Consider the following 24,324-nt stretch of genomic DNA (forward strand, 5'->3'; position numbering starts at 1 on the left):
CCTTCAGGCCGCGCCGCCAAGGTGCTCGTACAGGATCGCCGCGCCGATGGCGATCATCACGATGCCGCCGGCCAGTTCAGCGCGCTGCCCGACCAGGGCACCGAACACGCGCCCGAGCAGGATGCCGATGGTGACCATCACCATCGTGCACAGGCCGATGACCAGCGCGACCACAGCGATTGGCGCATCCAGGAAGGCCAGGCTCACGCCCACCGCCATCGCATCGATGCTGGTGCCCAGGGCAAGCAGCGCCATGTTCCAGAAGCCGTGGCGCCGAGCCGGATTTTCTCCGTCCTCGTTGCCGTCCGGGTGGATGCCGTGCCAGATCATGTGCAGGCCCAGCAGGACCAGCAGGCCGAACGCGATCCAGTGGTCCCAGGCGGTGATGTAACGCGCCGCGGCGATACCCAGCAGCCAGCCGATCACCGGGGTGATGCCCTCGATCACGCCGAACAGCAGCCCGGTGCGCAGGGCCAGGCCAATGCCGGGGCGCTGCATCGCCGCGCCCTTGCCCACGGCCGCGGCGAAGGCATCGGTGGACATGGCCAGGCCGATCATGAGGATGGAAAGCGGGCGCATCGGGAATACCAGGCTGGACAACGGACACGGCCGGCTGGCGCCCAGCCTCGGACGCGTCAGCCAACCGTTGGTCTCGCCAGTCCTTGCGGTGTCCGCGCCACGGCCTTGGCCGAGTGTGTTGACGCGGACGCCCTGCCGTTGCGGCGGGGCAGGCTACTCCCCAAACGAGGATGGACAGGATACCACGCAGGCCATCGGTGGCGCCTATCACTGGCCACGTGGCGAGACTCCTTCAGCCGCTAACCGGGGGTCTCGTCATCTGTCGTGACGCTGCAAAGGGCATCCAGACCGCCCCGGTCTCGGCGAGCAATGGCACGCTTGCGGTCTTCGCAGGTTGGCCAAGGACGGCCGTCCAGAACGGAGTCAACCCGATCCCAGAACAGGTCGTAAGCCGCCCGGGCCTGCAAGGGCGTGCCTGGTGTTGTGCTTGACTGGACTCCCCAGCCTGAAGAAGCGCCAGGATTGAAGGTGGGGGACGGCATGACCGCCATTACCTGGCGCGTGATCATGACCGATGCTTGGGTGGCTCCGTCGGCCTCTTGTGTCTCGATCGTCCAGTAGTCGGTGCCGCCGGTGGCCATCAAAACCGCGTACACGGTCCATCGACGGGTGCCAATCAGCTTTCCAGTCGGGTAGTCGAAAGTGAAATCGTGGTCTGCCGCACGCAGTACTTTCTCTGCTGCGTCCAGTACCTCTCGTGGCGATTTCCCGGCGAAGGAGCGGGTGTGGATTTCCTCCCATTCCTGGCGGGCGGGTGCAGGTGGGACGCTGATACATCCGCCCAGAACCAAACAGCACAGACCCAATACAAGGCCGCGCATGTGTCCTCCTCGCAGAGGGCCACTATCTGGCCCTGCCGATTTGCCTGCCAAGTCACGACCTGCGTGAAAAAAGGGCGGGTCGCGGCTTGGTCCTGTAATACCAGAAAAAAAGTAGCGGGGCGGTGCGTCCGGACGCGAACTAGCGCTTCCTTGGCGGCACCGACACATGCAGGTGCCCCGGCACGTGCCAGCGCCAGGGGAACTCGACCGCGCGGCTGATGCCGATGCGTGGACCGACGACGGGCGTATCCGGCGGCGGGGTGCCGTCGCTGGCGATGCGGATGCCGCGGTCGCCGCCGACCAGGTCCGCGCCGTCGAAGTCGCGGTTGATGCCGAAGGCCTGCGAGAGCTTGCCCGGGCCGCTGGCCAGGTCGCGGTCGCGGCGCGCGCGGGGCCGGGCCTGGCGCATCAGTTCCACGCCCAGCAGCGGCTCGGCCGCGCGCAGCAGCACGCCGAAGCCTTCCCCGGCTTCGCCGCACACCGCATTGCTGCCCCAGTGCATGCCATAGGTGAAATAGACATAGAGGTGCCCGGCCTCGCCGAACATGGTCGCCGTCCGTGCGGTGCGGCCGCGGAACGAGTGCGCGGCCGGATCCTCGCTGCCGGCATAGGCCTCGACCTCGACGATGCGCGCGGCGCGCCCGTCGCTGCGCACCAGGATCTTGTTCAGCAGCTCCGGCGCCACCAGCGCCGGGTGGCGGCGATAGAACTCGCGGGGCAGGACCTGCCAGGTCGGGTCGGGGAGGCCGGTCACGTCGTCGCTGGATACAGGGCGGACAGGGGACGGGAAGCCTAGCGCGTCGACGTGTGCTGCGCGTCACCGGCGCGGCATGCCCCCTGCCGATATGCACATGCGGACCGGGCAAACAACGTTAGGATCGGCGGACATCGCGAGTCGCCACGGGAGCCCGTTCCATGAACATGCCTTCGCGTCGCCGTTTCCTCGCCCACTCGCTGCTGGCCACCTCGGCCGTCGCGGGTGCCTCCCTGCTGGGCGCGCCCGGCCGCCTCTGGGCCGCTGCCGGCGAACCCGCCCCGTCGCCGCTGCTGACCCGGCCCATCCCGTCCACCGGCGAGCTGCTGCCGGTGATCGGCGCCGGCACCTCCGGCAGCTACGACGTCGACCCCGGTTCGGCCGAGTACGCCCAGCTGCAGCTGGTGGTAAAGCACTTCTTCGAGGGCGGCGGCTCGGTGATCGACACCTCGCCCAACTACGGCCGTTCCGACACCGTCGTCGGCAGCCTGCTGGCCGACGGCGGCTGGCGCGATCGCTGCTTCCTCGCCACCAAGATCGCCGCCGACAGCGCCGAGGATGCGCGCGCGCAGTGGGCCGAGTCGTTGCGTCGGCTGCGCACCGACCACGTCGAGTTGCTGCAGGTGCACAACATGCGCGACTGGCAGCGGCAGCTGCCCTACGCGCGCGAGCTGAAGGCGCAAGGCCGGACGAAGTACGTGGGCGTCACCCACTACACCGATGCCGGCCTGCCGGAGCTGGAACGGATCCTGCGCAGCGAGAAGCTGGATTTCATCCAGATCCACTACTCGGTCAATTCCACCAACGCGGCGAAGACGGTGCTGCCATTGGCACGGGACCGCGGCGTGGCCGTGCTGGTCAACCGCGCCTTCGACGACGGCCGCCTGTTCTCCCAGGTGCGCGACAGGCCGTTGCCGGGCTGGGCAGCGGAAGCCGGGGTGACCTCCTGGGCGCAGATGTTCCTGAAGTTCGCCATCAGCCATCCGGCGGTGACCGTGGTGATCCCGGCCACGGGCAAGCCCGAGCGCCAGCTCGACCAGCTCAGGGCGGGCACCGGGCCCCTGCTCAGCAAGGCCCAGCAGCAGGAACTGGTCCGCCAGTTCTCCGCCTGAGCCGCGCCCGATGACGCCCGCGCCCGGCACTGCTGACCGCACGCCACTACTGTCACGCCTGTTCGGCGTGCAACCGCACGAAGCGCCGGCGGTCGGTGCCGGGCTGGCGATGTTCTTCCTGCTGTTCACCGGCTACTTCATGTTGCGGCCGGTGCGCGAGACCTTCGGCGTGGCCGGGGGCGTGGACAACCTGCAGTGGCTGTTCACCGGCACCTTCCTGGCCACCATCGCGGTGCTTCCGGCGTTCGGCTGGATCGCGTCGAAGGTGCCGCGGCGCCGGATCCTGCCGTGGGTGTTCGGCCTGGTGGTGGCGACCCTGCTCGGCTTCGGGCTGAGCCTGCTGCTGCAGCCGGAGGACGTGTGGGTCGGGCGCGCGTTCTACATCTGGGTCTCGGTGGTCAACCTGCTGCTGATCTCGCTGGCCTGGAGCGTGCTGGCCGACGTGTTCGCGCCTTCGGAAGCCAAGCGCCTGTTCGCCCTGGTCGCCTCGGGTGCCAGTGCCGGTGGCCTGCTGGGCCCGCTGCTGACCGCGCTGCTGGTCGGGGTGCTTGGCCATGGCGGCCTGCTGCTGCTTTCGTCGCTGCTGATCGGCGGCAGCGCCGCCACCGCGCTGTGGCTCCATCGCTGGCGCGACCGCCATCCGCTGCCCGCGCGCGAGCGCGCGGCCGCACCGCCACCCAGGCGGCTGGGCGGCAATCCGTTCGAGGGCGCCCTCGATGTGTTCCGTTCGCCGTACCTGCTGGGCATCGCCCTGTTCGTGGTGCTGCTGAGCACGGTGACCACCTTCCTGTACTTCGAGCAGGCGCGGATGGTCGCCGACCTGTTCCCCGACCGCGGCCAGCAGACCCGGGTGTTCGGCCTGATCGACACCGCCGTCCAGGTGCTGGCCATCCTCACCCAGCTGTTCGTGACCGGCCATATCGCCCGGAAGCTCGGCGTGGGCGTGCTGCTGGTGGCGGTGCCCCTGGTGATGGCGGCCGGTTTCCTGTGGCTGGCGCTGGCCCCGGTGTTCGCGGTGTTCGTGGTGGTGATGGTCGCCCGCCGCGCCGGCGAGTACGCGCTGGTGCGCCCGGGCCGGGAGATGCTCTACACCGTCGTGCCCGCGGCGCAGAAGTACAAGGCCAAGAACTTCATCGACACCGCGGTCTACCGTGGCGGCGACGCGCTGTCGGCCTGGGTCAAGCGCATGCTCGACCTGCTCGGCGAGCACCCCTCGCTGGCGCTGTTCATCGGCGCCGGCATCGCCCTGGCCTGGGCCGGCACCGGCCTGGCGCTGGGACGCGCCCAGCGCCGGCGCGAAGCCGCTGCGGAGTAGGGCGGCGCCTCAGGACGCCGCGGCCTCGGCCTCCAGTTCCAGGAATCCGCCGGACTGGCGCTGCCACAGTTGCGCGTACAGGCCGCCGGCGGCCAGCAGCTGTTCGTGCGTGCCCTGTTCGACGATGCGGCCCTGGTCCATGACCACCAGCCGGTCCATCGCCGCGATGGTCGACAGGCGGTGGGCGATCGCGATCACCGTCTTGCCCTGCATCAGCCGGTACAGGTTCTCCTGGATCACCGCTTCGACTTCCGAGTCCAGCGCCGAGGTAGCCTCGTCCAGCACCAGGATCGGCGCATTCTTCAGCAGCACGCGGGCGATGGCGATGCGCTGGCGCTGGCCACCGGACAGCTTCACGCCGCGTTCGCCGACCTGGGCGTCGTAGCCGCGCCGGCCCTTGGCGTCGACCAGCTCCATGATGAAGTCGTGCGCATTGGCCTGGCGCGCGGCCTCGATCATCTCTTCCTCGGTCGCGTCAGGGCGGCCGTACATGATGTTCTCGCGCACCGAGCGGTGCAGCAGCGAGGTGTCCTGGGTGACGACGCCGATCGCCGCGCGCAGCGAATCCTGGGTGACCGTGGCGATGTCGCTGCCGTCGACCAGGATGCGGCCGCCTTCGCGGTCGTAGAAGCGCAGCAGCAGGTTGACCAGGGTCGACTTGCCGGCGCCGGAGCGGCCGACCAGGCCGACCTTCTCGCCCGGGCGCACGTGCAGGTCCAGGCCCTCGATCACGCCGCCCTGCTTGCCGTAGTGGAAGGTGACGTGGTCGAAGCGGATGTCGCCCCGTACCGGGCCGATCGGCGCCGCGTCCGGGCGGTCGTCCACCGTGGCCGGCAGGGCGATGGAGTTGATGCCGTCCTGCACCGTGCCGATGTTCTCGAACAGCGCCGACATCTCCCACATGATCCACTGCGACATGCCCATCAGCCGCAGCACGAAGGCGATGGCCACCGCGATCGCGCCCACGCTCACGGCGTCCTGCATCCACAGGCCGATGCCGGTGGCGGCCACCGCGAACAGCAGCAGCATGTTGAGGGTGTCGTTGCTGACGTTGACGAAGGTCGCCAGCCGCATTTGCCGGTGTACGGTGCCGAGGAAGCCGTCCATCGACCCGCGCGCGTATTCCTCCTCGCGATGCGAATGGGAGAAGAGCTTCACCGTGGCGATGTTGGTGTAGCTGTCCACGATCCGCCCGGTCATGGTCGAGCGTGCATCGGCCTGCTCCTGCGCGACCTTGTTGAGCCGCGGGATCGCGTAGCGCAGCAGCGCGGCGTAGGCGGCCAGCCAGCCGGCGAACGGCAGCATCAGCCGCCAGTCGGCCGAGGCCGCCACCAGCAGTGCGCCGCCGAAGTACACGACCACGTAGTTGCCCACGTCCAGCAGCTTGATCACCGTCTCGCGCACCGCCAGCGAGGTCTGCATCAGCTTGGTGGCGATGCGCCCGGCGAACTCGTCCTGGAAGTAGCCCATGGACTGGCGCAGCAGGTAGCGGTGCACCCGCCAGCGGATGCGCATGGGGAAGTTGCCCAGCAGGGTCTGGTGGATCACCAGCGAGCTGAGCAGGTTCAGCGCCGGCATCACCACCAGCACCACCACGGCCATGGCCGCGAACTTCCAGCCTTCCTCGGCCAGGAAGGTGGCCGGGGTATGGCTGGACAGGCGGTCGACGATGGAGCCGGTGAACGCGTACAGCGAGACTTCCGTGATGGCGATCGCGGTGGTCAGCACCGCCATCAGTGCCAGCCACGGCTCGGTGCCGCGGGTGTAGTGGCGGCAGAACGCATACAGCGAACGCGGCGGCTGCACCACCGGCGCCGGCGGATACGGATCGATGCGGCGTTCGAACCAGCGGAACAGCCAGCTGCGGCGGGACGGGGTCGGATTGGTGGTTGCGTCCATCAGGGATTCTGGCGGGGGCGCCCGGGAGGCGGCGTAACAGGGGCGGGCGCGGTCTGGCGGCGTGCGCGCTGCACGCCGCGCCGCCCGGATGCGCGATCGGGGACGGCGGCAAACCGGTCGTCGGACCGGGTGGCAGGCAGGTGCCAGGGGCATGGCCGAAGCGAGGCCTGCGGCGTTCCGGTTCCGGGCCGGGCGCGGCGGGATGCGCCGATTCTACCCCGGTGCCGGCAATGCCCATGCCGTGGCCAGGCGGACGCTGCGTGCCAGCGCCGGGCCGCGGCGCATAGCGCTTACCAGGAGAACAGCTTCCAGTAGACCTGGGGCAGCTTGTCCGCGTCGTCCTTGTCCAGCGCGCCGTCGCCGTCGCGGTCGTACAGGTAGTAGGCGGGGCCGCGCACCGGGGTGATGCGGACCATGCGCAGCTGGCCACCGACCCGGTATTCGTCCAGGCGGTCGCCGTTCTCCAGCACCCGGGTGGCCACTTCGGCGCCGCTGACGTCCACCGGGGCATCGGCAGGCGCGGTGGTGGCGCAGCTGGCGAGCAGGAGGCTGGCGGCCAGCGTGGCGGCAATCTTGGTCGGCGTGCGCATGGCGTTTCTCCCGGGTGGACGCGGCAATTATGCGCGATGGCCGGCATGGGTGGCGCCCACGCCGCCGGGTGGGACGCAGTGGTGCGGGCGCGGCTGGCGCCGTTGGCGGCTGGTTCCGGGGCGGGCCGCTAGAATGCAGCGATGAAACGCCTCATCCTGATCGACGGTTCCAGCTACCTCTACCGCGCCTTCCACGCGCTGCCGCCGCTGACCAATGCCGCCGGCGAGCCCACCGGCGCGCTGTTCGGCGTGGTCAACATGCTGCGGGCCACGCTCAAGGAGAAGCCCGACTACGTGGCCTTCGTGGTCGATGCGCCGGGCAAGACCTTCCGCGACGACCTCTACCCCCAGTACAAGGCCAACCGCCCGCCGATGCCCGACGAGCTGCGCGCCCAGGTGCAGCCGATGTGCGACATCGTCCACGCGCTGGGCATCGACATCCTGCGCGTGGAGGGGGTCGAGGCCGACGACGTGATCGGCACCCTGGCGACCCGGGCCGCCGACGCCGGCATGGAGGTCACCATCTCCACCGGGGACAAGGACTTCGCCCAGCTGGTGCGGGCACCGGACGGCAACGGTGGCGGCTCGATCGCCCTGGTCAACACCATGACCGGCAGCCGCATGGATTCGGACGCGGCGGTGATCGACAAGTTCGGCGTGCCGGCTTCGCGCATCGTCGACCTGCTGGCGCTGATGGGCGACGCCATCGACAACGTCCCCGGCGTGGAGAAGTGCGGTCCCAAGACCGCGGCCAAATGGATCGGCGAATACGGTTCGCTGGAGGGCGTGATCGCCGCGGCCCCGGGCATCAAGGGCAAGATCGGCGAGAACCTGCGCGCGGCCCTGGACCGCCTGCCGCTCAACCGCGAGCTGGTGACCATCCGTACCGACGTGCCACTGGAACAGGGACCGGAGGCGCTGGTCCTGCGCGAGCGCCATGTCGACCAGCTGCGCGAGCTGTATGCCCGCTACGGCTTCAACCAGGCCCTGCGCGAGCTGGAAGGCGGCGCGGTCGCCGGCGAGGTGGCGGAGAAGGAGCCCGGGCGCGCCCGTTCCTCCGGATTCGCCACGGCCTCCGCGGTGGCGCCCGAGGGCCTGGATCCGGCCCTGGCCGCGCCCGGTCAGTACGAGACCATCACCACGGCCGGACAGCTGCAGGCCTGGATCGACGCCCTGCGCGCCGCCGGCGGCTTCGCCCTGGACACCGAGACCGACAGCCTCGACCCGATGCGCGCGCGCCTGGTCGGCCTGAGCTTCGCCGCCGAACCCGGCCGCGCGGCCTACCTGCCGCTGGGCCACGACTACCCGGGCGCGCCGGCGCAGCTGGACCGCGAGCAGGCCCTGGGCCTGCTGCGCCCGCTGCTGGCTGATCCGTCCGTGCGCAAGCTCGGCCAGCACGGCAAGTACGACCTGCACGTGCTGCGCCGGCACGGCGTGCCGGTGGCCGGCTACGCCGACGACACCCTGCTGGAGAGCTTCGTGCTCGATTCCGGCAACGCCCGCCACGACATGGACAGCCTGGCCCTGCGCCACCTGGGCTACACCACGGTCAAGTACGAGGACGTGTGCGGCAAGGGTGCAAAGCAGATCCCGTTCTCGCAGTGCGCGCTGGACGACGCCACCCGCTACGCCGCCGAGGACGCCGACATCACCCTGCGCCTGCACCGCGTGCTGTCGGCGCGCCTGCAGGCCGAGCCGCAGCTGCAGGCCGTGTACCGCGACATCGAGATGCCGCTGGTGCAGGTGCTGGAACGGATCGAGGCCAACGGCGTGCTGGTGGACATGGAGGAGCTGCGCCGGCAGAGCGCGGACCTGTCGCGGCGCATGCTGGAGGCCCAGGAGCGCGCCACCGCGCTGGCCGGGCGCACCTTCAACCTGGACTCGCCCAAGCAGCTGTGCGCGCTGCTGTTCGACGAGCTGAAGCTGCCGGCGCTGGTGAAGACGCCCAAGGGCCAGCCCTCGACCAACGAGGAGGCGCTGGAGGCCATCGCCGACCTGCACGAGCTGCCGCGGATCATCCTCGAGTACCGCGGCCTGGCCAAGCTGCGCAGCACCTACACCGACAAGCTGCCGGAAATGGTCAACCCGGAGACCGGACGGGTGCATACCAGCTACCACCAGGCCGGCGCGGCCACCGGCCGGCTGTCCTCGTCCGATCCGAACCTGCAGAACATCCCGATCCGCACCGACGACGGCCGCCGCATCCGCCGCGCCTTCGTCGCGCCGCCGGGGCGCAAGCTGATCGCCTGCGACTACTCGCAGATCGAGCTGCGGATCATGGCCCACCTCTCGCAGGACGCCGGCCTGCTGCGCGCGTTCGCGTCCGGCGCCGACATCCACCGCGCCACCGCGGCGGAGGTGTTCGGCCGGCCGCTGGAGGAAGTGACGGTCAACGAACGCCGCGCGGCCAAGGCGATCAACTTCGGCCTGATGTACGGCATGGGCGCATTCGGCCTGGCGCGCCAGCTGGGCATCGACCGCGGCCAGGCGCAGGACTACATCGCCCTGTACTTCAGCCGTTACCCGGGCGTGCGCGACTACATGGAGCGCACCCGCGAGCAGGCGCGCGAGCGCGGCTTCGTCGAGACCGTGTTCGGCCGCCGCCTGCACCTGGAGGCGATCAATTCGCGCAACGCGGCGCAGCGCGCCGGCGCCGAGCGCGCGGCGATCAACGCGCCGATGCAGGGCACGGCGGCGGACATCATCAAGCGGGCGATGATCACCGTGGATGCCTGGCTGGCCGGGCATGCCGGGCGCGCCCGCATGCTGCTGCAGGTGCACGACGAACTGGTGTTCGAAGCCGACGAGGATTTCGTGCCGGTACTGGTGGAGAACGTGCGTGGGCTGATGTCTTCGGCGGCCGAGCTCAGCGTCCCTCTGGTCGTCGATACCGGTATCGGATGCAACTGGGACGAGGCCCATTGACCGCGTTGTTCACGGCCTTTTTACAGAATCTTCTGATTTCAGCGGTTACCGCGCGAAAAGCACTGAATCCGGCATAAATATCCGCCCAAACACGGGGTCTTCTTCACGAAACATCAATGTCTCCCGTGCTTACATAACCCTCGACAGGTGCAACGCCTGTCGCGGATCTCTCCCTTCCCCTGGAGCAGATCTACTGGAACGAAGGCTCCTCCCCAAGCCGTCGTTCCCCGGCCCCGCCAACCTCCCCCTGGTTGGCGGGGCTTCTTATTTCCGGCCCCATGGAACGTGGCCCGGAACATGCCCGGGCACAGCGCGCCGGACGACCCCATCGTCCGGCGCATCCGTTCCGTGGAACCGGATTCCCTCCGGCGGCCGCAGGCCGCCATCCCCTATCCCCTGGCGATGCTCAGGCAGGCTCCTGCGACAGCCAGTCGCGCGGTACCAGGTACTCGCGCAGGCGTGCCTCGGCGCTGCCTTCCTCGGGCTGGTAGCCGTACTCCCAGCGCACGCGCGGGGGCAGGCTCATCAGGATGGACTCGGTGCGTCCGCCGCTCTGCAGCCCGAACAGGGTGCCGCGGTCGTAGACCAGGTTGAACTCGACGTAGCGTCCGCGGCGGTAGAGCTGGAACTCGCGCTCGCGCTCGCCGTACGGGGTGTCCTTGCGGCGTTCGACGATCGGCAGGTAGGCATCGAGGAAGCCATCGCCGACCGCGCGCAGGTAGGCGAAGTCGCGCTCGAAGTCGCCGTGCAGGTCGTCGAAGAACAGGCCGCCCACGCCGCGGGTCTCGTTGCGGTGGCGCAGGAAGAAGTAGTCGTCGCACCAGCGCTTGTGCTGGGCGTAGCGCTCCGGGCCGAACGGCGCGCACAGGTCGGCGGCGGTGCGGTGCCAGTGCAGCACGTCCTCGTCGAACGGGTAGAACGGGGTCAGGTCGAAGCCGCCGCCGAACCACCAGGCCACCGTCTCGCCGTCGCGCTGGGCCTGGAAGTGGCGCACGTTGGCGTGGGTGGTCGGCAGGTAGGGATTGCGCGGGTGGAACACCAGCGACACGCCGGTGGCACGCCAGGAGGCGCCCGCCAGCTCGGGCCGGGCGGCGCTGGCCGATGGCGGCAGGCGGCTGCCGGAGACGTCCGAGAAGCCGATGCCGGCCTGCTCGAACACCGCGCCGTCGCGCAGCACACGGGTACGGCCGCCACCGGCATGGGTGCTGCCGCCCGGTTCGCCCGGGCGGGTCCAGGCGTCCTCGACGAAGCGGGCCTGGCCGTCGGCGGACTCGATGGCGGTGCAGATGCGGTCCTGCAGCCCGGTCAGATAGTCCCTAACGAGGTCGAAGTTCGGATCCATGGCACGCATTCTAGCGGGCGGACCGGGTCCGACCTTTGATCGGGATCAATCCTGCCCGGTGCGGCCGAACTCGGCGCGCACCTCCGGGGTGCAGAGTTTCCAGGCCACGTACCCGTGCAATGCGGCGAAGGCCAGCGAGGTCAGCGTCGCGGTGGCCAGCGAGACGGCCCGGTTGAACTTCATCTGGGCCAGGAATTCCCGGCCATCCGGCGTATCGAGGAACTCGGCCGGGAACATGCCGACCATGCCGTCGAAGAACTGCCCGGCCAGGGGCAGCGAGGCGAAGTTGAGCGCGGCCGAGGCCACCAGGAAGCCGATGAAGCCCCAGCGGGCCCACTCCAGGCGCCGCAGCAGGCCCCAGGACGAGGCCAGGAACAGCACGGCCAGCGCCAGCCCCAGCAGGGAAAGCAGCCGCCGCTGCTCCAGCATCCAGGCCCCTGCCGGCGGCATGGCCGGGTGCGCTGCGAACCGCGCCACGGTGTCGTCGGACAGCAGCAGGGCGAAGACGGCCTGGAGCAGCGAACCGGCCAGCACCAGGACGGCCAGCAACAGCGAGATGCGGCCGAGCACGGTGACGAAACCGGTGCGTGGCAGCGGTGGCGGTGCGTTCATGCTCGACTCCCCGATCGATGCCCCATTCTGCCCCAGCCGGGCGCCGGCGCGGCGCCCGCCTCAGGCCGACGCGCCGTGCCCGAGGGCCTCGCGCAGCGCCGGCAGCACGTGGCCGGCGCTGAGCGGGGCGACCTTCACCGGGAACGGCGCCCGCGGCAGCACCCAGGCCAGCTCCTCGATCTCGGCGCGGACCTCCGGCTGCCCGTCGACCTCGACCACGTAGGCCTCGGTGCGCACCCGGCGGCCGGGTTCATTGACCGCGTCGGCCTCGAACTCGCCCAGGCGCCAGGCGCTGGCGGCACGCATGGCCACCCCCAGCTCCTCCTCCAGTTCGCGGGCCAGGGTCTGCAGCGTGGCCTCGCCCGGCTCGCGCTTGCCGCCGGGCTGGATGAAGGTGTCCGAGCCGCGCTTGCGTACCAGCAGGACCCGGCCGTCCTGGTCGCGGATGACGGCGGCGACGGTGCGGATCGGTTCCGCGGCCGCGCTCATCGCGCCGGCTCCTTGAGCGTGCGCTCGAACAGCTTGTGGATGCGCCGGTATTCGTCGAACCAGGAATCGGCGCGGGTGAAGCCGTGGCGCTCCAGCGGGTAGGGCGCGATCTCCCAGTTGTCCTTGCGCAGCTCGATCAGCTTCTGCGTGAGCACCACCGAATCGCGGAAGAAGACGTTGTCGTCGATCATGCCGTGGGCGATCAGCAGGTGGTCCTGCAGGCCGTCGGCGTATTCGATCGGCGAGGACCTGCGGTAGGCCTCCGGGTCCAGCTCCGGGGTGTTGAGGATGTTGGAGGTGTAGCCGTGGTTGTACTGGGTCCAGTCGACCACCGGGCGCAGCGCGGCGCCGGCCTTGAACGTACCCGGCGAGCGGAACAGGGCCATGAAGGTCATGAAGCCGCCGTAGCTGCCGCCGTAGATGCCGGCCCGGTCGCGGTCGCCCTGGCGGTTGGCCGCCACCCAGTCCAGACCGTCGAGGTAGTCCTCCAGCTCGGGGTGGCCCATGTTGCGGTAGATGGCGGTGCGCCAGTGGCGGCCGTAGCCCTCGCTGCCGCGGAAGTCCAGGTCCAGCACCACGTAGCCCTGTTCGACCAGCAGGTGGTGGAACATCTGTTCACGGAAGTAGTTGGGCCAACGCGCGTGCACGTTCTGCAGGTAGCCGGCGCCGTGCACGAACATCACCACCGGATACTTGCGGCCCGGCTCATAGGTCTTCGGACCGTAGAACTTGCCCCAGACGGTGCCGGCGCCGTGCTTCGACGGCACCTGCACGATCTCCGGGCCGATCCACTGGCGGGCCTTGAACGCGGCGCTGCGGGGGTCGGTCAGCAATTTCGCCTGCCCGCCGTCCAGCGGCGCGACCGCCAGCTGCGGCGGGGTCCAGCTGGCCGACCAGCGCACCAGCAGCTGGCGTCCGTCGGGCGAGAGGGCAAAGTCCTCGACGCCGTCCAGCGCGGTGACCTCGCGGACTTCGTTGCTGGCCAGGTCCAGCGCGCAGACCTCGTAGTCGCCCGGCCAGGCGCGGTTGCACAGGAACAGCATGCCGCGGCCGTCGGCGGTGGGCACCGGCGAGGACGCCTCCCAGCGGCCGGAGGTGCGCTGGCGCGGCCTGCCGTCGCCGGACTGGGTGTACAGGTGCGACCAGCCGCTTTCCTCGGACAGGAACCACAGGGTGCGGTTGTCCGGCAGCCATCCGAAGTCGTTGAAGTTCCAGTTGATCCAGGCCGGATCGGTGAGCCGGTGGCGCGGCTGCAGGCGCGCCTGGGCCAGGTCGACCGCGGCCAGCCAGCGGTCCTTGTTGTCGGTCGCGCGCAGCATCACCGCCACGTTGCGGCCATCGTCGCTCCAGCGGATCGCCGGCCCCTCGCGGCCGCCGTCGACCTGCAGCGGACGCGGGCCCTTGAGCGGCTCCTTGCCGGCGGCCTTGCGCAGGGACGCCAGCGGATCGCTGGCGATGCCGGGCAGGACGTCGAACTTCAGCTCACGGCTCTTGCCGGTGGCGGCGTCGACCAGCCACAGCGCGTGCGGGACCGGGTCGTTGCGGCCGACGCGGGTGCGCACTTCCTCGAATTCCTCGTAACCGGACTCGGTGACGTAGGTCGGCATCCTGCCCTGGCGGCCTTCTTCGGCACCCTTCTTCCGGGTCACCACCAGCAGGTGGCGGGCGTCCGGCGACAGGCTGCTGTCGACGATCTCGACCTCGGCGCCGAGGAACACCGGGCCGGCGGCGCGGGTGGGATCGGCCTTGCGCCAGGCTTCCTCCTGGGCGCGCTGGGCCTCGCGGCGCTCGCGGTCGCGGCGCAGCGTCTCCAGGGTCCGCAGCTGCTGCTCGCGCAGGGCGTCGGGGGCCGGGGGCGCGGCCGGATCGCGCTCGGCCTTGAGCGCCACGACCTGCGCGGCGACGCCGCCGGGGCTCCAGTGGAACCAGTCGTTGCCGACCCGCCACAGCACGCCGCCGTCGGCGGCGAAGCGCACCTGGGCCTCGGCCTGGGCGGTGCGGGTCAGCTGGGTCAGGGCGCCGGTGGCCAGGTCGCGCACGAACACGTCGCCGTTGCGCACGTAGGCCATGCGCCGGCGCTGCGGGTCGTACACGGGGTCGGGGGCGTCCAGGCCGCCGCGGTCGGCGTCGGACACCCGCTCCAGCGCGCCGCCGGCCACCGGCTGGCGCCAGGTGTCGCGCACCGCGCTGCCCTCGCGCTTGAGCAGCAGCTGCGCCTCGCGGCCGTCCCAGCTCCACCAGGCCTTCTCCACCGGCGGGCCGATCCAGTCCGGATCGGCCATCGCCTGCTCGAGCGTGAGGGCCGCGGAGGGATCCTGGGCCTGGGCGGATGCGGCCAGGGGCAGGGCCGCCAGCAGCAGCGGAAGCAGGCGCAGCGTGGCCCGCGTGGAAGGCTGGGTCATGGGCGAACCGGGCAGTGGAAGTGGCGTCGCAGGGTACCAGCCCGGTCCGCGGCGACCACGGCAGAAGGTCATGGCCCGGCGCCGCGCTTGCTCACGGGAGGGTCGCCCGCCATCCTGTACCGTCTTGTGCGGCCGGGGGGACGGCCGCAGGAACCACCAGCCAGATGTCAGCAGTCATCCAGCCAGCTCTTCCCGCGGTCCAAGACCTGCCGCTTGCCGCCGGGGACCCCGCGCGCGTCCTCGTGTTCGACGGCCACGGCAGCGTGACCCTGGGCGCCTTCCTCGACCAGGCCCGGGCGCTGGCGGGCCGCCTGCCCGACGCGCGCTACGTCGCGCATCTGTCCGAGGACCGCTACCGCTTCCTGCTCGGCTTCTGCGCCGCGGCCCTGCGCGGCCAGGTGGCGCTGCTGCCGCCGTCCGGCGCGCCGCGCACCCTTGCCGACGTGCTCAGGGCCCATGCCGACGGCGGTTCCTACCGGCTTGGCGGGGACCAGGGCCTGCCGGTGCCGGGGCTGGAGGAAGCCCGCGGCCGCCTGGCGTCGGGCCTGGAGACACCCCGGGTCGGCAGTGGCGACCTGGCCGCGATCGGCTACACCTCCGGCAGCACCGGCCGTCCCCAGGCCCATGCCAAGACCTGGGGCGGTTTCGCCACCGGCACCGCGCAGAACCTGGCGGCGCTGGCCGACCTGTGGGGCGACCAGCAGCCGCAGGTGGTCGCGACCGTGCCGTCGCAGCACATGTACGGCATGGAGATGAGCGTGCTGCTGCCGCTGCTGGGTGGCGCGGCCGTGCATGCCGGCCGGCCGCTGCTGCCGGCGGACGTGGCCGAAGCCCTGGAACAGGCCTCCGGCCCGCGCATCCTGGTGACCACGCCGGTGCACCTGCGCGCGCTGCTGCGCTCGGGCGTGGCCCTGCCGCCGCTGGCCGGCATCGTCTCGGCCACCGCGCCGCTGCCGCAGGAACTGGCCGCCGAGGCCGAGGGCCGCTACGGCGGCGAGGTGCGCGAGGTGTTCGGATCCACCGAGACCTGCGTGTTCGCCCGCCGCCGCACCGCGCGCGATCTTCTGTGGACGCCGCTGCCCGGCGTGCGGGTCAGCCCGCAGCCGGACGGCACCCTGGTGCACGCGCCGCACCTGCCGGTGCCGGTGGCGCTGGCCGACATCTTCGAGGTCGAGCCGGACGGACGCTTCCCCCTGTGCGGGCGCCAGGCCGACCTGCTGGAGATCGCCGGCAAGCGCGCTTCGCTGGGCGACCTGACCCGCCGCCTGCTGGCCGTGCCGGGCGTGGAGGACGGCGTGGTGGTGCAGCTGCAGCCCGAGCGCGAGGGCGGGGTGGGGCGCATCGCCGCGCTGGCGGTGGCGCCGGGCCTGGCGCCGGCGGACATCGTCGCCGCGCTGCGCGCGACGGTCGATCCGGTATTCCTGCCACGCAAGGTGCGGCTGCTGCCGCAGCTGCCGCGCAACGCCACCGGCAAGCTGAGCCGCGACACCGTGCTGGAGGCGCTGGCCGGGCCGGGGACCTGCACCGTCGGGTCCGGCTCAGGCAGCGCGGCCTAGAATCGCCCCGCATCCCCGCCCGCTCTCCGTGCCGACCGCCGTGAACCTTCCTGCATCCGTGCGTACCCCCCGCCCGCGCCGCTGGCGCCTGCTCCTGCCCATGCTGGCCGGCGCGCTGCTGGCGGCTGCGGCGGCGACAACGTCCGCCCGACGCCGCCGGAACCGGTGGCCCCGGTGCTGCCCGACCCGGTGGTGCCGCCGCCGAAGATCGGCCTGGCCCTGGGCGGCGGCGCGGCCAAGGGCTTCGCCCATATCGGCGTGATCAAGATGCTGGAGGCCAATGGCCTGACCCCGGACGTGGTCGCCGGCACCAGCGCCGGCAGCGTGGTCGGGGCCCTGTACGCCAGCGGCATGGATCCGTTCCAGCTGCAGGAGAAGGCAGTGGCGCTGGACGAAACCAGCATCCGCGACGTGCGCCTGTTCTCCGGCGGACTGATCCAGGGCGTGGCCCTGCAGGACTACGTCAACGCCCAGGTCGGCAAGCGCCCGATCGAGCGCATGCGCAAGCCGTTCGCGGCGGTGGCCACGCGCCTGGAGACCGGCGAGCGCACCGTGTTCGTGCGCGGCAACACCGGCCAGGCGGTGCGGGCCTCCAGCAGCGTGCCGGGCGTGTTCGAGCCGGTGACCATCGGCAGCTACCAGTACGTGGATGGCGGCGTGGTCAGCCCGGTGCCGGTGGACGCGGCGCGCCAGCTGGGCGCGGACTTCGTCATCGCCGTGGATATTTCCAGCAAGGCCACCGGCAAGCGCCCGGACGGCATGCTGGGCATCGTCAACCAGTCGATCTCGATCATGGGCCAGCGCCTGGGCGAGCAGGAGATGGCACGCGCCGACGTGGTCATCCGCCCGAACGTGATCGATTACGGTTCGGCCGACTTCACCCGCCGCAACCAGGCCATCCTCGAAGGCGAGAAGGCCGCGCTGGCGGCGTTGCCGCAGATCCGCGCGGCGCTGGAGAAGCTGAAGGCCGACCGCCTGCAGGCCGCCCGTGCCGAAGCCGCGAAGCAGGCCGCCGCGCGGGCACCGCAGTTGCCGCCGTGCAAGCCGCGCTCGCGCTGGAACCCGCTCGGCGGCGGCGACGAGGCCTGCGCCCCGGTCGCCAACTGAGCGCGGCCGGCCCGCGCGCTCAGGGCCGCGGCGCGGCGGCGGAGGAATCGTCCGCGTAGCCCGCGTCGCGGAAGGCCTTGGGCAGCGGCACCTTGCCGAACGGCAGCCACTGCGCGACCAGCACCGCCGCCAGCTGGTTGGCCGGGTCCACCCAGAACAGGGTATTGGCCGCGCCGTCCCAGAAGAACTCGCCGACCTCGCCCGAAGCTTCCTCGGCATCGGCCGGGGGCGCCACGCGCACGGCGAAGTCGATGCCGAACCCGACCTGGCCCTTGCTCGGCAGCCACGAGCGTCTGCCCGCGCCGACCGCGGCCGGCAGCGCGTCGCTGGCCATCAGCCGCACGGTCGCCGGCTGCAGCAGGCGCACGCCGTCCAGCTCGCCGCCGCCCAGCAGCATGCGCGCGAAGCGCATGTAGTCGTCGAGGCTGGAAACCAGGCCCCAGCTGCCCGGAGTGAGCGCGCGCTGGCGGCCGTTGAGCTTGTAGGCCTCCGCTTCGGGGATGCGGGTGAACACGCCGTCGTCGCTGCGCTGGTACAGCGCCGCCATGCGCGGCCAGTCCTGCGCACGCAGGGTATAGCGGGTGTCCCTCATCTTCAGCGGGCCGAGCACATGGCGCTGCAGGTAGCGCTCGAACGGCATGCCCGACAGCACCTCCACCAGCCGCGCCTGCACGTCGACCGCCGGCGAATACAGCCACTGGGTGCCGGGCTGGTACAGCAGCGGCACGGAGGCCATGCGCCGCACCGCCTCCTCCAGGGTGTTGTCGAGGTTGTCCGGGTCGGCGGCGCGGTAGTAGCCGCCGACCGGCTCCGGCGCGTCGCCGCCGGCCATGCCGGCGGTATGCCGCAGCAGGTCGCGGATGGTGATGGGACGCTCCGGCTCCAGCAACAGCGGCTGGCCCTGGGCATCGGTGCCGCCGTAGACGCGGATGGCGGCGAATTCGGGCAGGTACCGCGAGACCGGATCGTCCAGGCCGAAGCGACCCTGCTCGTACAGCTGCATCAGGACCACGCCGGCGACCGGCTTGGTCATCGAGAAGATCTGGACCAGGGTGTCGCGCGCCATCGGCCTTCCCGCCTCGCGGTCGGCCAGGCCGAAGGCGCCGTAATAGGCCTCGCGGCCGTCCTGCCAGACCAGCGCCGACGCGCCGATGACCTGGCCCGAGTCGACCAGGCCGGAAAGCGCGGCGTCGATGCGTTCGCGGTCGATCCGCGCCACCCCGGCGCGGCCGTCGAAGCCGGGTGTGGCGGCACCGGCGGTGAAGGCGGCGGAGAGCAGCAGCAGGGCGGTCAGGCAGGCGTGCAGGCGGATAAGGGGCACGGCGGTCTCCTGGGACGGATGGCGGGCATGGCGCGCGCCATCAGGCCACGCATGTGCCGGGCCTGCAACGCCCGGCCGGCCGTCAGACGACCGGGACCCCGTGCACGCCGTCGATCTCGACCAGCAGTTCGCGACGGCAGACCTGGGCGTGCAGCAGCAGGCGCGGCACCTGGCGGCCCAGGTTCGCTTCCAGGGCCGCGGCGACCTCGGCCGCGTGCTCCGGATGGCGCACGTAGACCTTCAGCGGCGTGGCCGCGTCCGGGGCAGCCGGCAGCGAGGGCCGGATGCGCCGGGCCGAGCCGACCAGCACGCCGATGTTGGCCATGGTCTCGTCGACCTGGGCGCGCACCGAGCCGGCATGCTGCGAGGCATGGCCGACGATGGCGGCGGTGCCGGACAGCAGCAGCGGCATGTCGCTGCCGGTGGGCGGCAGCATGGCGCGGGCGAAGCTCGGCGGTTGCGGGCCGTACTGGCGCGGGTAGCGGGAGGCGCTGACCTGGCGGGGGTTCTCCAGCGGGGTCCCCGGGCCGGTGGCGGCCAGCCAGTACACCTGCAGCACGCGGCGGCCGTCGCAGCGGCCGATCGCGGTGGCCGCGGGCAGGCGGCCGGCCTCGAACTGCCCCAGGCCCTCCACGCGGCCGACGCAGAAGCGCCGGTAGCGCTCGTCGTCGCCCTCGCCGAGGGTGATGGCGTCCATGTAGTTCCAGACGCGCAGCAGGTGCGTGGCCTGGCTGCCGGCGATGAACCCGCACATGCGCGCATAGGCATGGTGCGCGGCGGCGCGGATGTCGTCGCCCTCGGGCTCGGGCACTTCCATCGCGCCGAACAGCAGGCGGCCGTCGCTGGCCCAGGCCACGTCGCCGTCGCGGCCATGGCTGACCGGGCCGGCGGCGCGCCAGACCTCGACCACCGCCTGGTCCTGCAGCGGGCGCAGCGGCACGCGCAGCCAGCGCGGATCATCGCTCGCCGGGGCGTCGTCGCCGAAGCCGAACACGGCCAGGGTGCGCGGATCGTCCAGCTGCGCCTGCAGGGTGTGCGCCGGCGCGTAGCTGACCTCCAGGCGGGCGTCGGACCCGGGCAGCGGCAGCGGACGGCTCAAGGATTGCCTCCCTGCAGGGTGTCGCCGCTGAACTTCTGGTGGACCTGGCGGCGGCGGCGCAGCCAGCCGGCCAGCGCGCGTGGCGCCATGCCGATAGCAGTCAGGTTGTAGACCATGCGGAACGCGCGCAGGCGCCAGCGCACGGCGCGGTTGTCGAACACGTCGCCGGCCAGCATCGAGATGACCGCCTGTTCCATCTGCCAGTAGTTGCGCGGGTTGGCGAACAGATGCTCCATGACCGGCGTGGTGAAGCGGTAGATGAACCACGAGAAGTAGCGCAGCCCGCGGCGCAGGCGGCGGTCCATGGCGCGGTGTTCGGCGGCTTCGCGCGAAGGATCGGCCAGGATCGCGTCGACCGTCGCCGCGGCCTGCTCGCCGCTGTTCATGCCCAGGTACACGCCCGAGGAGAACACCGGGTCGATGAAGGCGAAGGCATCGCCGGCCATCACCCAGCCGGGGCCGTGCATGCGCTCGCTGGTGTAGGAATAGTTGCCGGTGGCGTGGACCGGGGCCACGCGCTCGGCATTGGCCATGCGTGCCCACACCGAGGGCGTGTCGCGCAGGGTCTGCATCAGGAACGACTCGTTGTCACCGGTGCGGGTCTTCAGGTACTCGGGAAAGCACACCGCGCCGACGCTCATGATGTCGTCGGTCAGCGGGATCAGCCACATCCAGCCGTGGGCGAAGCGCTCGACGGTGATGTTGCCGGCCGCCTCGCCCTCGCGCCGGGCGACGCCGCGGAAGTGGCTGAAGATGGCCGCCGACTGGTGCCTGGGGTTCTTCTTCTTCAGCTTGAGCTTGTTGCCGAGGAAGGTGTCGCGGCCGCTGGCGTCGACCAGGTAGCGTGGGCGGAATGCCAGCGCGGTGCCATCGGCCTGGCGCGCGCGCACCAGGGCCGGGCGGCCGTCGGCGCCGAACTCGACCTGCTCGACCTTGACCTGCTGGCGCGCGTCCACGCCGTTGGCCACGGCGTTGTCGAACAGGATGGTGTCGAACTCGGCGCGCTTGACCTGGTAGGCGTAGCCGAACACCGGGTTGAGCGCGCGGTCGAAGCGGAACACGTTGACGCTGTCGGCGTTGCCGCGCATCGGGAAGTCGGCGCCGGGCTTGTACACGCCGATCCGGCGCACCTGGTCCAGCACGCCCAGGCGCTCGAGGATCGGCAGGTTCATCGGCAGCAGCGACTCGCCGATGTGGAAGCGCGGGTGGACGTCCTTCTCCAGCAGCACGACCTTGCGGCCGCGGCGGGCCAGGAAGGTCGCGGCGGTGGTCCCGGCAGGACCGCCGCCGATCACCAGCACGTCCGTGTCGACCACGTCCGTTGCCTCCGCTGGCGCCCCGGGGGCGGTGGGAGGGAGCGTCGGGTCGTGCTGGATCATGCGTTGGGCCGGCGTGGATGATTGGTCGCACATGATACCGCGACGCCCGTCACGCCCGCCCGGGCGCATGCCTGCGCGCGCGCCCGGACTTGCACCGGGGCGGCCAATGCCGGATCGTTGCCGCCCCTGCATGACCCGGGAAGTACCGATGTCCCAGACCGAAGCCGAGCGCGAACTGGCCGAACTCCTGGTGGAGTGCCTGAACCTGGAGGGCGTCGACCCGCACGGGATCGACCCGGAAGCGCCGCTGTTCAACGAGGGGCTTGGCCTGGACTCGATCGACGCGCTGGAGCTGTCGCTGGCCGTGGCCAAGCGATACGGCGTGCAGCTGCGCTCGGACAGCGAGGACAACCACCGCATCTTCGCCTCGCTGCGCGCGCTGGCGGCCCATGTCCAGTCCCGGCGCGCCGGCTGAAACCCCGCGCGCCGGCACCCCGGCGCTGCTGCTGCCGTTGCAGCTGGTGCTGTGCGTGGCCTATCCGTTCCTGGCCCATGCGGCCACGGTGAAGGGTTCGCCCTGGGCCAGCATCGCCCTGGCCGACCTGGTCCTGCTGGTGCTCGCGGCGCCGCTGCTGCGGCGCCGGGTCTGGGCCCTGCTGCTGCTGGCCGTCCTGCTGGCCGGCCTGGTCTGGCTGGAGGGCGGCCCCTGGCCGCAGCTGCTGCTGCTGGCCCCGCCGGTGCTGTTCACCGGCTGGCTGGCGTGGTGGTTCGCGCGCACCCTCTGGGGCGGCCGCACCCCGCTGATCGCACGCATCGTCCGCGCCCTGCACGAGCGCGCCGGGCAGCCGTACACCCCCGACCTGGCCGCCTATGCGCGCCGGCTGACCGCCGGCTGGGCCGGGGTGCTGGCCCTGCTGACCGTGGCCAACGCGCTGCTGGCGCTGTGGGCCGTGCCTGGCGGGGTGCTGCACGCGCTGGGGCGCACGCCGCCGCTGGCGGTGTCGCCGGAGGCCTGGTCCTGGTTCGCCAACCTGCTCAACTACGGGGTCGTCGGTGGCTTCATGGTCGGCGAGTTCGCCTGGCGCAAGCGCCGCTTCCCGCGCCAGCCCTACCGCAACGGCCTGGACTTCGTGCGCCAGATGGTGAAGCTGGGCCCGCAATTCTGGCGCGACCTGCTCGGCTGAGCCGTGGCCGCGGCGGGCTATCCTTGTGCGATGCATTTCATCATTCCCGCTGACGATCCGTGCCTGGACGGGCACTTTCCCGGCCGCCCGCTGGTGCCGGGGGTGGTCCTGCTCGAGCGCGTGCTGGAGGCGGTGGAGGCCGCCCACGGCGCGCGCGGCCCGCTGCAACTGCCGCAGGTGAAGTTCCTGCACCCGCTGCTGCCGGGCGAGGAAGCCGAGGTGGTGCTGGAGGGCGAGGCGCCGGCCTGGCGCTTCCAGGTGCGCCGCGGCGACACCGTGCTGGCCAGCGGCCAGCTGCGCGCGGAGGCCGGCGATGGCCGCTGAGACCCACTCGCGTCCGTCCTGGAAGCAGCGCCCGGAGGGCGGCAGCCCGGCGATGATCCGGCTGATCCTGGCCATCGCCCGCAGCGGCGGCCGTGGCGCGGCGCGACTGTGCCTGTATCCGATCGTTGCCTACTTCCTGGCCATGCGCGGTGCCGAACGGCGCGCCTCGCGCGCCTGGCTGTCGCGGGTGCATGGCCGGCCGGCCTCGCTGTGGGCGGTGGCGCGGCACATCCACACCTTCTCGGCCACGATCCTGGACCGGGTGTTCCTGCTCGGCGGACGCATGGAGGTGTTCGACATCGACGTGCAGGGCCTGGAGCACCTGGAGGCGCTGGTGGACCAGGGCCGCGGCGCGCTGCTGTTCGGTTCCCACCTCGGCAGCTTCGACGCGCTGCGGGTGCTGTCCCGGCGCCGCCCGGGGCTGCAGGTGCGGATCGTGCTGGACCGCGGCCAGAACCCGGTGCTGACCGAAGTGTTCGACTCGCTGGATCCGGCGCTGGCCGCCGGCGTGATCGATGGTGGCCAGCCGGGCCCGGTGATCGCGCTGGAGATCCAGCACGCGCTGCAGCAGGGCGCCCTGGTCGCGCTGCTGGTCGACCGGGTGCACGGCCACGAGGAGACCGTGTCCGTGCCCTTCGTCGGCACCCCGGCGCGGCTGCCGCTGACGCCGTGGCGGCTGGCCCTGGCGCTGCATGCGCCGGTGCTGCTGTGCTTCGGGCTCTACCGCGGCGGCAACCGCTACGACCTGCGCTTCGAGCCCTTCCTCGATCCGCAGCAGACGCCGCCGCCAGGCCGTTCCGGGCGCGCCGAATGGCTGCGCCAGCAGGTAGCGGCCTACGCCGTGCGCCTGGAGCACCATGCGCGCGATGCCGAATACAACTGGTTCAACTTCTTCGACTTCTGGAATGACGATGACGCGACTTCCCCGACGACCGGCCCCGCGGCGCCTGCTGCCGGCCCTGCTGCTGGCGTGCGCGACGACGCTGCCGGCGGCGGCCGGGACCGCGCCGGCGCCTGAGTCGATCCTGCGCGCGGGGGCGCGCCCCGCCCCGAGCCACACGCCCTTCGTGGAAGTGCGGCAGTCGGCGATGCTGAAGAAGCCGCTGCGCATCGAGGGCGAGTACCGGCGCGAAGCCGATGGCCGCCTGGTCCGCGAGGTGCGCGTGCCCTATGCCGAGACCACCACGCTGTCGGCCGGCGAGGCGGTGATCGAGCGTGCCGGCCGCGCGCCGCGCAGGGTTTCGCTGCAGCAGGTGCCGGAGCTGGAGGCGATCCAGAACGGCTTCGGCGCGCTGCTGGCCGGCGACGTGGAGCGGCTGGAGCGGACCTACCAGGTCCAGTCCGAAGGCACGCTGCAGGCCTGGACCATGCGCATGCAGCCGCGCGATCCGAAGCTCGCCCGCACGCTGGCACGCATCGACCTGCATGGGCAGGGTTCCGAACTGCTGTGCGTGGAAAGCCATCCGGCGCGCGGCGAGCCGCAGCGCACGCTGATGGCCGCCGCGGCCACGGCCGCCGCCGGCGTCGAGGATGCGCAGGCCCTGGCCGCGCTCTGCCACGGCACGGCGAGGTAA

General features: G+C 71.6%; 22 protein-coding genes. 10 read left to right on the forward strand and 12 right to left on the reverse strand.

The annotated features are described in order from the left end of the window. Positions 1 to 3: 3 nt before the first annotated feature. From CSC68_RS05580 to CSC68_RS05590, 3 genes are all read right to left on the reverse strand, one after another. Entirely contained in the window at positions 4 to 579 is a 576-nt protein-coding gene (locus CSC68_RS05580; protein WP_162202540.1) for a manganese efflux pump MntP, read from the reverse strand. A gap of 239 nt (positions 580 to 818) precedes the next feature. Next, entirely contained in the window at positions 819 to 1,400 is a 582-nt protein-coding gene (locus tag CSC68_RS05585; RefSeq protein ID WP_162202541.1) for a hypothetical protein, read from the reverse strand. Positions 1,401 to 1,539: 139 nt separating this feature from the next. Further along, positions 1,540 to 2,154, reverse strand: coding sequence for a DNA-3-methyladenine glycosylase (locus CSC68_RS05590; RefSeq protein ID WP_162202542.1), 615 nt, complete (start codon positions 2,152 to 2,154; stop codon positions 1,540 to 1,542). 161 nt (positions 2,155 to 2,315) lie between these two features. Between CSC68_RS05590 and CSC68_RS05595 the strand changes: the two genes are divergently transcribed. Both CSC68_RS05595 and CSC68_RS05600 read left to right on the forward strand, forming a co-directional pair. After that, entirely contained in the window at positions 2,316 to 3,266 is a 951-nt protein-coding gene (locus tag CSC68_RS05595) for an aldo/keto reductase (RefSeq protein WP_211365690.1), read from the forward strand. 10 nt (positions 3,267 to 3,276) lie between these two features. Continuing rightward, positions 3,277 to 4,581, forward strand: coding sequence for an NTP/NDP exchange transporter (locus CSC68_RS05600; RefSeq protein WP_162202543.1), 1,305 nt, complete (start codon positions 3,277 to 3,279; stop codon positions 4,579 to 4,581). Positions 4,582 to 4,590: 9 nt separating this feature from the next. Here the strand turns inward: CSC68_RS05600 and CSC68_RS05605 are convergent, their stop codons facing one another. Both CSC68_RS05605 and CSC68_RS05610 read right to left on the reverse strand, forming a co-directional pair. Next, positions 4,591 to 6,438, reverse strand: a complete 1,848-nt coding sequence (locus CSC68_RS05605; protein WP_211365692.1) for an ABC transporter ATP-binding protein — start codon at positions 6,436 to 6,438, stop codon at positions 4,591 to 4,593. A 332-nt stretch (positions 6,439 to 6,770) separates the two neighbouring features. Further along, positions 6,771 to 7,070, reverse strand: a complete 300-nt coding sequence (locus CSC68_RS05610; protein ID WP_162202545.1) for a DUF2782 domain-containing protein — start codon at positions 7,068 to 7,070, stop codon at positions 6,771 to 6,773. A gap of 141 nt (positions 7,071 to 7,211) precedes the next feature. Between CSC68_RS05610 and polA the strand changes: the two genes are divergently transcribed. After that, the gene (polA, locus tag CSC68_RS05615; protein ID WP_162202546.1) at positions 7,212 to 9,995 is read left to right on the forward strand and encodes a DNA polymerase I; all 2,784 of its coding nucleotides are present in this window, start codon (positions 7,212 to 7,214) and stop codon (positions 9,993 to 9,995) included. A 406-nt stretch (positions 9,996 to 10,401) separates the two neighbouring features. Here the strand turns inward: polA and hemF are convergent, their stop codons facing one another. From hemF to CSC68_RS05635, 4 genes are read right to left on the reverse strand one after another with little or no spacing between them, the layout of a single operon-like run. Next, the gene (gene hemF / locus CSC68_RS05620; RefSeq protein WP_162202547.1) at positions 10,402 to 11,337 is read right to left on the reverse strand and encodes an oxygen-dependent coproporphyrinogen oxidase; all 936 of its coding nucleotides are present in this window, start codon (positions 11,335 to 11,337) and stop codon (positions 10,402 to 10,404) included. A gap of 45 nt (positions 11,338 to 11,382) precedes the next feature. Beyond that, a complete protein-coding gene (locus CSC68_RS05625; RefSeq protein WP_162202548.1) occupies positions 11,383 to 11,949 on the reverse strand; it encodes a hypothetical protein in 567 nt (188 codons plus the stop codon). A 60-nt stretch (positions 11,950 to 12,009) separates the two neighbouring features. Further along, positions 12,010 to 12,438, reverse strand: coding sequence for an NUDIX hydrolase (locus tag CSC68_RS05630; protein WP_162202549.1), 429 nt, complete (start codon positions 12,436 to 12,438; stop codon positions 12,010 to 12,012). Further along, a complete protein-coding gene (locus CSC68_RS05635; protein ID WP_162202550.1) occupies positions 12,435 to 14,840 on the reverse strand; it encodes a S9 family peptidase in 2,406 nt (801 codons plus the stop codon). The genes CSC68_RS05630 and CSC68_RS05635 overlap by 4 nt, the downstream gene beginning before the upstream one ends. A 164-nt stretch (positions 14,841 to 15,004) precedes the next feature. On the opposite strand from CSC68_RS05635, the gene CSC68_RS05640 reads away from it, so the two are divergent. After that, the gene (locus CSC68_RS05640; RefSeq protein ID WP_162202551.1) at positions 15,005 to 16,396 is read left to right on the forward strand and encodes an AMP-binding protein; all 1,392 of its coding nucleotides are present in this window, start codon (positions 15,005 to 15,007) and stop codon (positions 16,394 to 16,396) included. Between the two features lie 81 nt (positions 16,397 to 16,477). Then, entirely contained in the window at positions 16,478 to 17,503 is a 1,026-nt protein-coding gene (locus CSC68_RS05645) for a patatin-like phospholipase family protein (protein ID WP_162202624.1), read from the forward strand. 19 nt (positions 17,504 to 17,522) lie between these two features. On the opposite strand, the gene CSC68_RS05650 is transcribed toward CSC68_RS05645, so the two are convergent. From CSC68_RS05650 to CSC68_RS05660, 3 genes are all read right to left on the reverse strand, one after another. Then, the gene (locus CSC68_RS05650) at positions 17,523 to 18,824 is read right to left on the reverse strand and encodes a serine hydrolase domain-containing protein (RefSeq protein ID WP_162202552.1); all 1,302 of its coding nucleotides are present in this window, start codon (positions 18,822 to 18,824) and stop codon (positions 17,523 to 17,525) included. An 82-nt stretch (positions 18,825 to 18,906) separates the two neighbouring features. Next, positions 18,907 to 19,923: a chorismate transformation FkbO/Hyg5 family protein gene (locus CSC68_RS05655; RefSeq protein ID WP_425501208.1), complete on the reverse strand. Its 1,017-nt coding sequence runs from the start codon at positions 19,921 to 19,923 to the stop codon at positions 18,907 to 18,909. Further along, a complete protein-coding gene (locus CSC68_RS05660) occupies positions 19,920 to 21,302 on the reverse strand; it encodes an NAD(P)/FAD-dependent oxidoreductase (protein ID WP_246193456.1) in 1,383 nt (460 codons plus the stop codon). The genes CSC68_RS05655 and CSC68_RS05660 overlap by 4 nt, the downstream gene beginning before the upstream one ends. A gap of 148 nt (positions 21,303 to 21,450) precedes the next feature. Here CSC68_RS05660 and CSC68_RS05665 point away from each other — a divergent pair, with 148 nt between their 5' ends. Genes CSC68_RS05665 through CSC68_RS05685 form a run of 5 tightly spaced genes read left to right on the forward strand, consistent with a single transcriptional unit; the run spans position 21,451 to position 24,324 of the window. Further along, positions 21,451 to 21,717 carry a phosphopantetheine-binding protein gene (locus CSC68_RS05665; RefSeq protein ID WP_162202553.1) on the forward strand — a complete coding sequence of 89 codons (267 nt, stop codon included), beginning with the start codon at positions 21,451 to 21,453 and terminating at the stop codon, positions 21,715 to 21,717. 28 nt (positions 21,718 to 21,745) lie between these two features. Next, positions 21,746 to 22,426: a COG4648 family protein gene (locus CSC68_RS05670; protein WP_211365694.1), complete on the forward strand. Its 681-nt coding sequence runs from the start codon at positions 21,746 to 21,748 to the stop codon at positions 22,424 to 22,426. A 30-nt stretch (positions 22,427 to 22,456) separates the two neighbouring features. After that, positions 22,457 to 22,750 carry an ApeI family dehydratase gene (locus CSC68_RS05675; protein ID WP_162202555.1) on the forward strand — a complete coding sequence of 98 codons (294 nt, stop codon included), beginning with the start codon at positions 22,457 to 22,459 and terminating at the stop codon, positions 22,748 to 22,750. Beyond that, positions 22,740 to 23,768 carry a lysophospholipid acyltransferase family protein gene (locus CSC68_RS05680; protein ID WP_162202556.1) on the forward strand — a complete coding sequence of 343 codons (1,029 nt, stop codon included), beginning with the start codon at positions 22,740 to 22,742 and terminating at the stop codon, positions 23,766 to 23,768. The genes CSC68_RS05675 and CSC68_RS05680 overlap by 11 nt, the downstream gene beginning before the upstream one ends. Further along, positions 23,662 to 24,324: a LolA-related protein gene (locus tag CSC68_RS05685; RefSeq protein WP_162202557.1), complete on the forward strand. Its 663-nt coding sequence runs from the start codon at positions 23,662 to 23,664 to the stop codon at positions 24,322 to 24,324. Before CSC68_RS05680 ends, CSC68_RS05685 begins: the two co-directional genes overlap by 107 nt.

The organism is Pseudoxanthomonas suwonensis (genome assembly GCF_010093235.1).
Classification (GTDB): domain Bacteria; phylum Pseudomonadota; class Gammaproteobacteria; order Xanthomonadales; family Xanthomonadaceae; genus Pseudoxanthomonas; species Pseudoxanthomonas suwonensis.